The organism is Amycolatopsis dendrobii (genome assembly GCF_014145675.1).
In the GTDB taxonomy this organism is placed as follows: domain Bacteria; phylum Actinomycetota; class Actinomycetes; order Mycobacteriales; family Pseudonocardiaceae; genus Amycolatopsis; species Amycolatopsis dendrobii.
Genome location: NZ_JACGZW010000006.1, coordinates 160,980 through 175,044, shown reverse-complemented (window position 1 = coordinate 175,044; position 14,065 = coordinate 160,980). Strand labels below are relative to the sequence as shown.

General features: G+C 66.6%; 11 protein-coding genes. 7 read left to right on the top strand and 4 right to left on the bottom strand.

Annotated elements, in window-relative coordinates; all coding sequences use genetic code 11:
* Nucleotides 1-275: 275 nt before the first annotated feature.
* Nucleotides 276-1,532, bottom strand: a complete 1,257-nt coding sequence (ilvA, locus tag H4281_RS18930; RefSeq protein ID WP_182892261.1) for a threonine ammonia-lyase IlvA — start codon at nt 1,530-1,532, stop codon at nt 276-278.
* A 61-nt stretch (nt 1,533-1,593) separates the two neighbouring features.
* Nucleotides 1,594-3,018, bottom strand: a complete 1,425-nt coding sequence (locus H4281_RS18925) for a short-chain fatty acyl-CoA regulator family protein (RefSeq protein ID WP_182892260.1) — start codon at nt 3,016-3,018, stop codon at nt 1,594-1,596.
* A gap of 229 nt (nt 3,019-3,247) precedes the next feature.
* Between H4281_RS18925 and aceA the strand changes: the two genes are divergently transcribed.
* The 6 genes from aceA to H4281_RS18895 all read left to right on the top strand — a co-directional run bounded on the left by aceA (nt 3,248) and on the right by H4281_RS18895 (nt 9,404).
* Complete coding sequence (aceA, locus tag H4281_RS18920; RefSeq protein ID WP_037811829.1) at nt 3,248-4,537, top strand: isocitrate lyase; 1,290 nt, start codon at nt 3,248-3,250, stop codon at nt 4,535-4,537.
* A 70-nt stretch (nt 4,538-4,607) separates the two neighbouring features.
* A complete protein-coding gene (gene aceB, locus H4281_RS18915; RefSeq protein WP_182892259.1) occupies nt 4,608-6,212 on the top strand; it encodes a malate synthase A in 1,605 nt (534 codons plus the stop codon).
* An 838-nt stretch (nt 6,213-7,050) separates the two neighbouring features.
* Nucleotides 7,051-7,368 (top strand): DMT family transporter, encoded by a 318-nt coding sequence (locus H4281_RS18910; protein ID WP_182892258.1) that lies wholly within the window; start codon nt 7,051-7,053, stop codon nt 7,366-7,368.
* Nucleotides 7,369-7,400: 32 nt separating this feature from the next.
* Nucleotides 7,401-7,805 carry a DMT family transporter gene (locus H4281_RS18905; protein ID WP_182892257.1) on the top strand — a complete coding sequence of 135 codons (405 nt, stop codon included), beginning with the start codon at nt 7,401-7,403 and terminating at the stop codon, nt 7,803-7,805.
* A 148-nt stretch (nt 7,806-7,953) separates the two neighbouring features.
* The gene (locus tag H4281_RS18900; protein WP_246412059.1) at nt 7,954-8,739 is read left to right on the top strand and encodes an alpha/beta fold hydrolase; all 786 of its coding nucleotides are present in this window, start codon (nt 7,954-7,956) and stop codon (nt 8,737-8,739) included.
* A 203-nt stretch (nt 8,740-8,942) separates the two neighbouring features.
* A complete protein-coding gene (locus H4281_RS18895) occupies nt 8,943-9,404 on the top strand; it encodes a MarR family winged helix-turn-helix transcriptional regulator (protein ID WP_182892255.1) in 462 nt (153 codons plus the stop codon).
* Nucleotides 9,405-9,472: 68 nt separating this feature from the next.
* Here H4281_RS18895 and H4281_RS18890 read toward each other — a convergent pair whose 3' ends face one another.
* Nucleotides 9,473-10,726, bottom strand: a complete 1,254-nt coding sequence (locus H4281_RS18890; protein WP_182892254.1) for a glycosyltransferase family 4 protein — start codon at nt 10,724-10,726, stop codon at nt 9,473-9,475.
* Nucleotides 10,727-11,230: 504 nt separating this feature from the next.
* Between H4281_RS18890 and H4281_RS18885 the strand changes: the two genes are divergently transcribed.
* On the top strand, nt 11,231-13,045 hold the full coding sequence (locus H4281_RS18885) for a glycoside hydrolase family 2 protein (RefSeq protein WP_182892253.1): 1,815 nt from the start codon (nt 11,231-11,233) through the stop codon (nt 13,043-13,045).
* 511 nt (nt 13,046-13,556) lie between these two features.
* Here the strand turns inward: H4281_RS18885 and H4281_RS18880 are convergent.
* Complete coding sequence (locus H4281_RS18880) at nt 13,557-14,048, bottom strand: glutathione peroxidase (protein WP_182892252.1); 492 nt, start codon at nt 14,046-14,048, stop codon at nt 13,557-13,559.
* Nucleotides 14,049-14,065: the final 17 nt, after the last annotated feature.

The following is a 14,065-nucleotide window of genomic DNA, read 5'->3' as shown; positions in this document are numbered from 1 at the left end:
CGATGGGCGATCGAACGCTTCGGCGTCGCGGCGGTCTGTGCGGTGCGCGGAGGCACCGGAACGCGAGCATCCGACCGAGTTTCCCGTTGAAGGCTTCTGGAGCGGAAATGCCGAGAGCGTCTTCGTGCCAGTACCCGATCGCCTGAAAACTGGCGACAACGGAGTGCACGTGCTCGCCGCGTTCGCGCGAGTCCGCCCATTGATACTGGCGCTGAGGCGAGCAAATGCCGCAAACCTCAGACGCCCAATCGTCGTGCGGGCAGACCAGCGACACCTCAGAGCAGGAAGTGGAACAACGGACTCCCCGGCTCGACCCGCTCCACCTGCAGCGGGCTCTTCTCCAGCCGAGCCAGCAGTCCGGGCAGGTCCGCGCGCCGCGGGATCTCGACCCCGATCAGCGCGGGACCGATCTCCCGGTTGTTGCGCTTCACGTACTCGAACCGCGTGATGTCGTCCTCCGGGCCGAGGATTTCGTCCAGGAACCGCCGGAGCGCGCCAGGCTCCTGCGGGAAGCTGACGAGGAAGTAGTGCTTCAGCCCCTCGTGCATCAGCGAGCGTTCGAGGATTTCGCTGTACCGGCTGACGTCGTTGTTGCCGCCGGAAACGATGCACACGACCGTCTGCCCGGGCTCGACCTGCACGCTGGTCCCGAGAGAAGCTGCCGCGAGCGCGCCCGCAGGTTCGGCGATGATGCCGTCCGACTGGTACATCGACAGCATTTCCGTGCACACCGCGCCCTCGGCGACGGACGTCAGCTCCGCGCCGCTGTCGCGGATCAACGGGAACGTCACCTGACCGGCCTCGCGCACTGCGGCGCCGTCCACGAACGGGTCCACCGCATCGATCCGCACTGGTTCGCCCGCTTCGAGGGCTGCCGCCATGCACATCGCCCCTGCCGGTTCGACGCCGACGACCCGGATGTCCGGATGCCGCTCGCGGACCCATGTCGCGATCCCGGCCAGCAACCCACCGCCGCCAACAGGCACCACCAGGACATCCGGCACGAAGCCGAGCTGCGAAACCACTTCAAGCGCGACAGTGCCCTGGCCGGCGACAGTGCGTACGTCGTCGAACGCCGGAACGAGCGTCGCACCAGTGCGGTGGGCGTCATCTTTAGCCGCGGCGAAGGCGTCTTCGTACGTCTCGCCGACGACGATGACTTCGATGTGCGCGCCGCCGAGAGCCGCGATGCGTTGACGCTTCTGCCGAGGCGTCGTGCCCGGCACGTACACGCGACCGTTCGCCCCTAAGCGGCGACACGCGTATGCGACGCCTTGCGCGTGGTTGCCAGCGCTCGCGCAGACGACACCGCGCGCCCGCGTCTCGGCGTTGAGCTGCACGATGAAGTTGTACGCACCGCGGATCTTGTACGAGCGGACCGTCTGCTGGTCTTCGCGCTTAAGCCAGACGCGCGCGTCTACGCGGGACGAGAGACGCGCGTTGGGCTCCAAGGGCGTGCGTGTGACCACGCCCGCGAGCCGTTCGGCGGCCTGCTCGACCAGTTCTGCATTCACCGTGTCGATGTCGTGCACTCGGGTGAATGTACTTCGCACCCGGTGAACACGTCCGGGGCACTCACGTCACTGGCCGCGTTCACGTCTTCGGCACCGCCGGGTACGGGACGAACGTGCTGGTGTTTTCGTCCACCGTGAGCGGTTTGCCGATCGCCGGAAACGCGCGTTGCGAACAAGCGGGCCGGTCGCACACCTTGCACCCCATGCCGATCGGCGTCGCGGCGGCGGGTTCGTCCAGGTCAAGGCCGGTCGAGTAGATCAGCCGGCCGGCGTGCCGCAGTTCGCAGCCGAGACCGACGGTGAACGTCTTGCCCGGGCTGCCGTACCCGCCGATGTTGCGCGACACCGTCCGCGCGACCCAGAAGTACCGCTTGCCGTCCGGCAGCGCCGCGATCTGCGTGAGGATCTTGCCCGGCGAGGTGAAGGCCTCGTAGATGTTCCACAACGGGCAAGCGCCGCCGACGCGCGAGAAGTGGAAACCCGCCGCTGACTGGCGTTTCGACATGTTCCCGGCTCGGTCGACGCGCACGAACGAGAACGGCACCCCGCGCTGTTTCGGGCGTTGAAGAGTCGACAGCCGGTGGCACGTCGTCTCGAATCCGACTCCGAAGTGGTCGCAAAGGCGCTCGATGTCGTACCGGAACTCCTCTGCCGCGGCCAGGAACGGGCTGTACGGCAGGATCAGCGCGCCTGCGAAGTAGTTCGCCAGGCCGACGCGCGCGAGCGTCCGCGCGGCCGGGCCGGAAAAAGCCCACGAATCGGCGAGTTCGGTGATCAAGTCGTCGTATTCCAGCAGCGCGATCTGGGACGCCATCCGGAACGCCTGCTGACCGACCCGGAGGCTCGGGGCCAGCCGCAACACCCGCGTCGCCGGCTCGTATCGATGCTGTTCACCAGCGGATTCGTTGATGCCCTCGTTCGTCACGTCGACGCCGTAGCGCTGCCACAGCCGTTCCTTGAGCGACCCGAGCACCGAGCCGCGCCGCAGCGGGATCTGCGCGGCCATCCGCTCGGCCCGCTCGTCCAGCTCGGCGACGTAGTTCTCCCGCTCGTAGAAGAAGTCGCGGACCTCCTCGTGCGGCAGCGGCGCGGCGGCGCTTCCATGCAGGCCGAGCCCGTTTTCCGTGGTCAGAGCGGCTGTGCTCTCGACCGCGTTGCGGTAGCTGCGATGCAGTTTCACCAGCGCCTGGGCGATGGACGGCAAGTTGCTGGCCAGGTCGTTCAGTTCGCTTGTCGTCGCTTCGATGCCCACAGCCTCGTCGAGCAGAGCTTCCTTGACGTCGGCGACGAGCCGCGAGGTGTCGTTGTTGGCGAAGAACTCGGTGTCGACGCCGAACGCCTGCGTGATCCTCAGCAGCACCGGCACGGTCAGCGGGCGCGAGTTGTGCTCGATCTGATTGAGATAACTGGGTGAGATCTCGAGCACACGAGCGAGATCCGCCTGGCTCATCGACCGGCTTTCGCGCAGATGCCGCAGCCGCGCGCCGGCGAAAGTTTTGTCCATGGGTGCTCCGTCCGGCCGGAAGGTTTCCGGGCCTGAACGATTACGTGAACGATCAAGCCCGCGAATTTTCGCTGGGGTTGCGAACCGATGATTCGCAACCTTTGCAGCATGCTAGGCAATCTTCGCAGAAATTGGCAAATTGGAGCAGTAGACCGAGTTTTCCCGCTCGTGTCAGGGTCGTGACCAGGCAAGGCGAGCAATCGCAAACTTCGCAACACGGGAGAGTCCGATGACCGAGCAGGCCAATCAGCTCGAGCAGGCGGCGGCCGAGCTGGCCGAGCAGTGGAAGACCGACCCCCGCTGGGCGGGTGTCCAGCGGACCTACTCCGCCGCCGACGTGGTGAAGCTTCGCGGTTCTGTCGTCGAAGAGCACACCCTCGCCCGCCGCGGCGCCGAGAAGCTGTGGGAGCTGCTGCACAGCGAGGACTACGTCCACGCGCTGGGCGCCCTCACCGGCAACCAGGCCGTGCAGCAGGTGCGTGCTGGCTTGAAGGCCATCTACCTGTCCGGCTGGCAGGTCGCCGCGGACGCCAACCTCGCCGGCCAGACCTACCCGGACCAGAGCCTCTACCCGGCCAACTCGGTTCCGGCCGTCGTCCGCCGCATCAACAACGCGCTGGGTCGCGCCGACCAGATCAACTGGGCCGAGGGCAACGGCGACATCGACTGGTTCGCCCCGATCGTCGCTGACGCGGAAGCAGGCTTCGGCGGCCCGCTGAACGCGTTCGAGCTGATGAAGGGCATGATCGCGGCCGGTGCCGCGGGCGTGCACTGGGAAGACCAGCTCGCGTCCGAGAAGAAGTGCGGCCACCTCGGCGGCAAGGTCCTCATCCCGACCAAGCAGCACGAGCGCACCCTGAACGCCGCCCGTCTCGCCGCCGACGTGCTGAACGTGCCGTCCCTGGTCGTCGCCCGCACCGACGCGCAGGCCGCGACCCTGCTGACCAGCGACGTCGACGAGCGCGACCGCAAGTACCTCACCGGCGGCCGCACCTCCGAGGGCTTCTACGAGGTCAACAACGGCATCGAGCCGTGCATCGACCGCGGTCTGGCCTACGCGCAGTACGCCGACCTGCTGTGGATGGAGACCTCCACGCCGGACCTCGAGGTCGCCCGCAAGTACGCCGAGGCGATCAAGGCGCAGTACCCGGACCAGATGCTGGCCTACAACTGCTCGCCGTCGTTCAACTGGAAGAAGCACCTCGACGACGACACCATCGCGCGGTTCCAGCGCGAGCTCGGCGCCATGGGCTACAAGTTCCAGTTCATCACGCTGGCCGGCTTCCACGCGCTGAACTACTCGATGTTCGACCTGGCGCACGGCTACGCCCGCAACGGCATGAGCGCCTACGTCGACCTGCAGGAGCGCGAGTTCGCTTCGGAGGAGCGCGGCTACACCGCGACGAAGCACCAGCGCGAGGTCGGCACCGGCTGGTTCGACCTGGTGTCCACCGCGCTGAACCCGGAGAGCTCGACCACCGCGCTCAAGGGTTCGACCGAAGAAGACCAGTTCCACTGACGCACCCCGCGGGCCGGCGATTCCGGTCGCCGGCCCGCCCCTTCCCTTTCCCCCTTCGCGGAGGTACGAGATGGCTGACACGTTGAACACCCGCATCGAGGTCACCGGGCCCGCCGATGGCCGCTTCGCCGAGATCCTCACTCCGGCAGCACTGGACTTCGTAGCCAAACTCGACAACACCTTCGCCGGACGCCGCCGCGAACTCCTCGACGAGCGCCGCCGCCGTCGCGAGCGGCTGCAGTCGGGGGAGGAGCACCTGGACTTCCTGCCCGAAACGCGGTCGATCCGGTCGGACGAGAGCTGGCACATCGCCCCCGTCGCGCCCGGTCTGGAGGACCGGCGCGTCGAGATCACCGGCCCGACCGACCGGAAGATGACGGTCAACGCGCTCAACTCCGGCGCGAAGGTCTGGCTGGCGGACTTCGAGGACGCGACCTCGCCGACCTGGCACAACGTCGTCGACGGCCAGCTCAACCTGTTCGACGCGATCCGCCGCAACATCGACTTCACCACCGAGGCCGGCAAGCGCTACACGATCGGCGACGACCCGGCGACGATCGTCGCCCGCCCCCGCGGCTGGCACCTGGTCGAGAAGCACATCCGCATCGACGGCCGCCCGGTTTCGGCGAGCCTCGTGGACTTCGGCCTGTACTTCTTCCACAACGCCCGGCAGCTCCTGGCCCGCGGCAGCGGCCCGTACTTCTACCTGCCGAAGCTGGAAAGCCACCAGGAAGCGCGCTTGTGGAACGACGTGTTCCTGCTGGCGCAGAAGGAACTCGGCATCCCGCGCGGAACCATCCGCGCGACCGTGCTGATCGAGACGATCACCGCGGCCTTCGAGATGGACGAGATCCTCTACGAACTCCGCGAGCACGCGGCCGGCCTGAACGCTGGGCGTTGGGACTACATCTTCAGCGTCATCAAGAACTTCTCCGCGCACGGTGCCGACTTCGTGCTGCCGGACCGTGCCCAGGTGACGATGACGGTCCCCTTCATGCGTGCCTACACCGAACTGCTCGTCAGCACCTGTCACCGCCGCGGAGCGCACGCGATCGGCGGGATGGCCGCGTTCATCCCGAGCAAGGACCCGGTCACCAACGAGAACGCGCTGGAGAAGGTCCGCCAGGACAAGGAACGCGAGGCCGGCGACGGCTTCGACGGCTCCTGGGTCGCGCACCCCGGCCTGGTCCCGGTGTGTCGCGAGGTATTCGACCAGGTGCTCGGCGGCTGGCCGAACCAGCTCGGCAAGCTGCGTGAAGACGTGGCTGTCGACGCTTCGGACCTGCTCGACGTCGCGAGCGCCGGCGGCGAGGTCACCGAAGCGGGCGTGCGGGCGAACATCAATGTCGCCCTGCGCTACATCGACTCCTGGCTGCGCGGCACCGGTGCCGCGGCGATCCACAACCTCATGGAGGACGCCGCGACGGCGGAGATCGCGCGATGCCAGGTGTGGCAGTGGATCCGCAACGGCACGAAGCTCGAGGACGGCACGGCGCTGACCCACGAGCTGGCCGTCGAGTTCCTGGACGACGAACTGGCGAAGGTCCGCACCGACCTCGGCGCGTCGGCCCGCCTCGACGACGCCCGCGCGATCTTCACCGAGACCGCTCTTGGCGAGAAGCTGCCGAGCTTCCTCACGACTGTCGCCTACGCCCGCTACCTGACTGAGCGGTGACAGGCTCCGGTCGCCAGTGACCTGACCACCGGCGACCGGTTACCCCGCACCACATTTTGGGATGGTGCAGGGGACGGGTCCGGTGGCGGAGGCTCCCCGCCACCGGGCCCGGGTCTTTCCGGACCCGCGCTCCTTCGCCGCCGAGAGGCGAGGGGCGCGGGTTTTCGGCTTCTCGGGGTTCGATCCTTCAATCTTTGGCTTGGGGTTCTGCTGCACTTCCGCTCGGACGCTGCCCCGAACTCCGGAAAACCCGGGGTGCCGTCCGGGGCGGCCGTGCCGTGGCCGCTCAGCGGCGAATCCCCGTGCGACGTTAAGGCTCGCTTGATCCTGCCTCCCGCTCGGATCTGACTGAGCATCGCTGCCGGTTCGACTGCGTTCCCCAGTTCGGACACGGGCCCCAGCGTCAGACGCCAGGTGCGGCCGAGTCTGTGACACGTCCGTCCCGATGGATCTCGCCCGCTCCACCCGACCGGTCTCCAGACCGTGGTCGCGTTCTCTTAACGGACTATCCCGCCAAGATCCCGGCTTCTCGCCCAGTCTGGCCGGTGATGCGAACGAGCTTGCGCCGAAGTTTCCGACTCCGATCTCGCCCGGCCGAACCGCCGTTGCCGCTCAGTGGCGAATACCTGGTCAACGCCCACTTTCAAGCGTGCTCGACCGCGCTTCCGGCCACCGCGGCTCCCTTCCTCAACTGGCACCCGGCACTGCTCCGCCCACCTGTCGAACACCCCTTGCTTATTTGATTCGACATACATATATTGCACAAGTAACTACCTGGGGGAGCGTCGCCGGCGAGGGTGCCGAGCAGCTTCCAACCTCACTCGCACCCGGAGAAACCATGCACTGGCTTTACCTCGGCATCGCTGTGTTCTTCGAGATCGCCTTCGCGCTCGGTGCCAACGCTACGGACGGGTTCACCAAGCTGTGGCCGTCGGTGTTCACGCTGGTCATGGCGGCTGGCGGCATTTTCTTCCTCAGCCGGGCCCTGCTGACCCTGGATGTCGGCGTCGGCTACGCGATCTGGACCGGTCTCGGCTCGGTGGGCATCGTGCTGCTGGGCGCGCTGATCTTCAAAGAGAAGCTCAACTGGCGCAAGCTCATCGGTTTCGGCCTGGTGATCTGCGGGATCATCGGTCTCCAGCTGACCGGTGCCTGACCCTCTTTCCCGCTCCCGAAAGGATTTCCGCCGTGTCCGTTCAGCCCGAAGCAGCACCGGCCATCGCACCGGAGAGGACGCAGACCACTCGCCGCGCATGGGGCATTCTTCTCTTCGCCGGAGTCTGCGAAATCGCCTTCGCCGTTAGCACGGACGGCAGCCGAGGTTTCACCAACCTGCCGTGGTCGATCGCCACGGTGATTACGGCCGCCGCAACGATTTTCACGCTCAGCCTGGCCTTGCGCACCATCGACGTCGGCGTCGGCTACGCGGTCTGGACCGGTATCGGCGCGAGCGGCGCCGCGATCTTCGGCGCGATCATCTTCGGCGAAAGTCTGGGACCGCTGCGCATCCTGTTCCTGGCAGTGATCATCGCCGGGGTCATCTGCCTCAAGCTCGCCGGCGGTTCAACCGATTCGGCGAAGGCTGGCGACTGACCGTATCCAGCCCGAGGCCCGCGACTTTCACCAGCTGGCAGCGAACCCGCGAGGTTCTGGCCGCAGGCCCCGTGATCGCGTTTTCGTCACTACGCTGCACCGGCGCGGCACCAATGTTTGCGACGAACCTGGAGGCCAGCCAATGCCCATGGCGACCGTCAACGACCGCCCGATCTTCTTCGCCGACACCGGGGGAGACGGACCGGTCTTGCTCCTGGGACATGGCTACTTCCTGGACCACTCGACGTTCTCGCCACAAGCAGCGGTGCTCGCGCCGGAGTGGCGCCTGATCAGTTGGGACGCCCGCGGCCACGGACAAACCCCAGACGACGACCCCGGCACGTCATACACCTACTGGGACCAAGCCCGGGACGCGCTCGGCCTGCTTGACCGCCTGGGTATCGAACGCGCTGTCGCAGGCGGACTGTCCCAAGGCGGCTTCACAGCGCTACGAATTGCATTGCTGGCACCCGAACGGGTCGCAGGCCTGGTGCTATGGGACACCGAAGCAACACCGTGTGACCCAGCCGACAAAGCCGCCTATGGCGACATGTTCGCCGCACTGCGCGAATACGGCCCAATTGATGACCTCACCATACCGCTGTCGACACAATTGCTCGGAGAATCAGACCTGCGTGACGAGTTACGCGCACGATGGCGTGCCGCACTCGCACTGCCGCTGGGCCCGGCCGCGCACTGCCTGCTGGAGCGAGACGACATCTCGGGACGCCTGAACGAAATCACCTGCCCGGCGTTGCTGATGTGGGGCGAGCAAGACGTCTCCCTTCCGCGTGACCGCATGAACCTGCTGAGCGAACGCCTCCTGAACGCCGGCAACGTGCACGTAATCCACGGCGCGGCGCACACCCCAACCCTGACTCATCCGGAGCGGGTCAACCCGTTGCTGCAGCAGTTCCTGCAGACGTTGCCCTGAGCGGTTCCGCCGAGCGTTCGAGACTCTTGCACAGCCAGAAACGCTGAGTTCTCCCACCGCTCAATGCCATGCAGGTCGCCCGCGACCTCCGGACAACGAGAGGCTCGCCGAACGCTCAATTGCATGCACGCACATGTGCTATACAAGAGGTCTCGGCGTCACTTCTCGACGCCGGACAAGGCTTTGCCGGAGAGGTCGTTCGCGTGACCACCACACCTTCCCCTGGTCGCAAGCAGGCGGGGGCGAAACTCACCACCCTCGGTGCGATGTGGCCCCGCATGGTGGCGCTTCGCAGCCGTATCGACCACGAGGTCGAGCAGGCCTTGCAACGGCAGCTGCACCTGGGCTTCTCGGAATTCGTCGCCTTGATGTCGCTGGCCGATCGCCCCGACGGCGAACTCCGCATGCAGGAGCTCGCGGACGCGACGTCACTCAACCAGAGCTCCGCGACCCGTCTGGTGGGCCGGCTCGAGCGGACCGGTCTGACCGAACGACGTCTCTGCGAATACGACCGCCGCGGCGTCTACACCGGAATCACCGACGCCGGACGAGTCACGTTGCGCAAAGCCGTCCCGGTCTATGAAGCCGCCCTGGCGAACGCTTTCGACCGCGTGGCAGCAGACCCTGACTACCGCGACCTCATCGCCGCCGTCGACCCCCGCTGAAAGCGCCCTGACCAGGCATTCGCCACTGAACGGCGAATCTCGCCAACCGCTGTTGACCAGCGCTTACCTTACACTTCGAACGCATTGCCAGTAGCGATCTTCGGCCGCCCCAACTCTACCGGTTCGCCGACTCGAGCCCGCCGGTAAACCTCGACGGTCGCCTCCGCGATCCGTCCCCAATCGAAGTCCGCGCCAAGCCGGGCCTGCGCCGCACGCGCACGCCGGGTCGCGGCCGGAACGTCGCTCAAGACCGTCGTCACGGACGAGGCGAGGCCAGCGACGTCACCCGGCGCGAAGGCCAAGCCGGTCTCGCCGTCGATGACAACCTCGCCGAGCCCGCCCGCGGTCGACGCCACCAGCGGTGCTTTCGCGGCAGCAGCCTCCAGCGCGACGATCCCGAACGGCTCGTACCGGCTCGGCAGCACGACTGCATCGGTAGCAGCGAGGAGAGCTCGCAGGTCACGGTCGGAAAGATGGCCGACGAAGTCCACCGCCCGGCGAATCCGCAGCTTGCGAGCCTGCGCGACGAGTTCGTCGTGATGTCGCCCTTTTCCGGCGACGACCACCCGAGTGCCCGGGAACTGGCGGCGGATCCTGGGCAGCGCGGCCAGCAGGTCCTGCACGCCCTTTTCCCACTCCAACCGGCCGAAGAACAGCAGGAACGGAGCCCCGTCCGGACTGTGCTGCTCTCGCATCCTCGCGACCTCGCCGGACGACACGCGCCAGCTGCGCCCCTCGATGCCGTTGTGGATCACCGCGACGTCGGCCGAGTCGATTTCGAAGAGGTGCGCGACCTCCTTGCGCATGGCCTGCGAACAGGTGATCACCGCGTCGGCGCGGTTGGCCAGCCACCATTCGACCGAATGCACCTGCTGGTTGAGCGGATGCGACAGCCACCCCGAATGGCGGCCCGCTTCGGTCGCGTGGATCGTCCCGACGAGCGGCACCCGGGCAGCCTCGGCGACCGCGATCGCCGGGTGCGTGACCAGCCAGTCGTGGGCATGGACGACATCGGGTTGCCACGTGCGGAGCAAATCCTGCGCCGCCCGGATCATGGCGTGGCCCATGGCGAGCGTCCACGCGACGAGATCCCGCTCGAAAGTCAGGTGCATCGGATCCTCGGCCACACGGACGACGCGGACCCCCTCGATGACCCGATCGCTGCGCGGATGCGTCGAGGCGTCGGTGCCCGCGGTGTGCCGGCAGAGGACGACGACGTCGTGGCCTTGCTGCGCGAGGTGCCTCGCCAGCGCGTGAACGTGCCGGGCCAGCCCGCCGATGACCACCGGCGGGTACTCCCAGGACAACATCAGCACGCGCATGGCCCGAGGTTACTCGCCAGTCGCTTACCCCGGGGCGGCCGCCCGAACGACCGCCGGAATGACTCGTCGTCACCCGGCGAAAAAGTGGCTAAGCCGGGAAGACTCCGCTGGTCAGAGCGTTTCGCCAAAAAACGGCAACAGCTCCGTCTGGCCGTTGTGCCAGCTCGCGACGCCTGCATCTCCGCAGCTCAGCTCCCCGCCTCGAGCAGAAGCGACCACCCGGCTGAAGCGCCAGCTCCGGCTAGGGCCACCGGCCGCCATGCGCCACTCGCACGCGCCGCAGTACCCGGGCTGAAGCACGCTGACCAGCGATTAACCGCTAAGCGGCGAGGAGGTCGTCGACGGCAGCCCACTGCCCAACCCGAGGAGCCTCCATCGAGGATCAGTTGCCAGCCAGCGGCCACAGACAGCCGGCGTAGTCGTCGAGCAGGACCCGGGCACCGGCTGTCCGAGCAGCCCTCAAGCCATGCCGCGGACCGCGGTTCTCTGCCACCATGACCACTGATGACTCCAACAGAGCCCGAATGGCAGCGAGCGGATTCGCCACTGACCACCCCGTGGACCGACCGAGTCGACCCGGCCGCGGTGCTGCCCGAGTACCCGCGCCCCCAGCTCCGCCGGCCGGAATGGCTGAGCCTCAACGGCATCTGGGAGTACGCGGGATGGCCTGCTTCGCCCGCGGAGCCGCGACCTGTCGGGTACAGCGAGCGCATCCTGGTTCCCTTCGCGCCGGAATCGGTGCTCTCCGGAATCGGCCGACGCGACGAAGTGCTGTGGTACCGGCGGTTGTTCGAGGTCCCGGAAAGCTGGATCGGGCGGCGGGTGTTGCTGCATTTCGGTGCAGTCGACCAAAAAGCCGAGGTGCGGGTCAACAACCAGACGGTGGTCACCCATGAGGGCGGCTACACGTCGTTCTCGGCGGACATCACAGATGCGCTCCGTGCATCGGGGCCGCAGGAAATTACCGTTCGCGCAGAGGACCGTACGGACATCGAGCTCTACCCGATCGGCAAGCAGCGCAACGACCCTGGCGGTATCTGCTACACCCCGACGTCGGGAATCTGGCAGACCGTCTGGGTCGAGCCGGTGCCGAACGAGCGCATTTCCTCCGTCGAAATGACCTCGGACCTGTCCGGCGTATATGTGTTCCCGCAGGTCACCGGCGGTGCTCAAGTGGAGCTGATCGTTTCGCCGCCAAACGGCGACGAGGCAGTGCGCGTTCGGGGCACCGCTGGCGCGCGGCTGCGGGCCGATCTTCCTGAACCGCATCTGTGGTCCCCTGATGATCCGTTTCTGTACGACATCACCGTCCGTCTCCTCGATGCGCACGGTGATGTATTGGACGAAGTCGCCAGTTATTGCGGCCTGCGAACGGTAGAAATCGTCCCGGATGCCGACGGACAGCCACGGATCGCGGTGAACGGCCGGACCACTTTCCTGCACGGACCACTCGACCAGGGCTACTGGCCGGACGGCGGCTACACCGCGCCGACAGACGAGGCACTCCGGTTCGATCTGGAGAAGACGAAGGAGCTCGGGTTCAACCTGGTCCGCAAGCACGTCAAGGTCGAACCCGCGCGCTGGTACTACTGGGCGGACCGGCTGGGTTTGGCGGTCTGGCAGGACATGCCGTCATTGGCCGTCTCGTTCGCCGGACCGCCCGGTCACGCGCCGGATCCGTTGCCCGAAGGTCAACGCCGTTTCGAGGCCGAGTTGCGGGAAATGGTTGCGCAGCTGAGCAACGTCACGTCGATCGTCGCCTGGGTGCCGTTCAACGAAGGCTGGGGAGAATTCGACACGGCCCGGATCGCGGCGCTCGTGAAGGAACTCGACCCGACGCGGCTGGTGATCGCCAACAGCGGCGTGAACTGCTGCTTCTCTCGCGCGGACACCGGTGCTGGCGACATCTACGACGATCACACGTACGTCGGGCCGGGAGAGCCGCACGAGGGGGACCATCGCGCATTGGTGGACGGCGAATACGGCGGCCTGGGCTTGGTTCTCGAAGACCACGTTTGGTCAGGTCCGCCCAATGCCTATGAAATGGCGTCTGATTCCGCGCACCTCACTCGCAGGTACGCGGAGGTGAGCGAACGCCTCGAACGGCTGGTTTCCGATCTGGGATTGTCCGGCGCGATCTATACTCAGACCACGGATGTCGAAAACGAAGTGAACGGCCTCCTCACCTACGACCGTCGAGTGCAGAAGCTCGACTTCGACGACGCCGCGAACCACAACCGAGCGGTGATCGCGCGGGGTTCGCACCCCGAGGTGAAGACCGCTGCCGAGCTGGCTGGCGAGGCTTCGGACAGCCGTTGACCTGCGATTCGCCATTGAACGGCAACGCAAGACATGCAGTCCTGCACTGGACTGCGGCTTTGGGGGCGGCCCAAGCCGACTCGCGTTTCGCCGCTCACTGGCGACGAACTGGGCAACGGTGTCTCGAAGCTGGCGAAATATCGCCCAGCCCGGACCCGGTGCGTCAACGTCTACGTTGCTGTGTCGACCTTGGCGTCGAACTAGCCTTTGGACGGCGACGGCATCCTCGGCCGTGGCCGACGGCTGACGTTGTGGTGCCGTTGTGGTGTGCGACGACGTCCGCTCAGGGCAACGCGCCATTGGTCGCCAGTCGCCGATAAGAGGTGACGCCGCGGTCGATCAGAGGCCGATGAACGACGGGCCTTTCGCCACTGAACGGCAAGAGCGGCAACCAACGGCTCGGGCTGTCTCCTTGGGAAGCCAGCCGTCTCCGCGTTCGCTGGCAGTTGCCGAAAAACGGCAAATGCTCTCCGACCACGATAAACGCTGGCCGGAGAGCAGGACCCGTAGCTCAAGCAGGCAGTGCTGCCTCGATCGCCGCGACGATCGTCTCGTCTTCAGGCTCCGTGCGCGGCCGGAAACGGCCGAGTACCTTGCCGTCCGGGCTGATCAGGAACTTCTCGAAGTTCCACTGCACGTCACCGGCTTCGCCGTCCGCGTCGGGAGTTTCCGTGATGCTCGCGTAGAGCGGGTGCCGCCCTTCGCCGTTGACGTCGATCTTCTCGAACAGCGGAAACGACACGCCGTACGTCGTGGAGCAGAACGTCTGGATCTCCTCCGCCGTGCCTGGCTCCTGACCGGCGAACTGGTTGCAGGGGAACCCGACGACCGAGAAGCCTTTGTCGCCGTAGCGTTCTTGCAGGCGTTCCAGACCGGTGTACTGCGGCGTCAGCCCGCACTTCGACGCGACGTTCACCACGAGCAGCGTCTTGCCTGCCAGCGGTCCGCCGAGGGTGGCGTCTTCGCCGGCCAGGGTCTTGAGGGGCAGGTCGCGGATTCCCATGGAGTTCCTTCCGATCG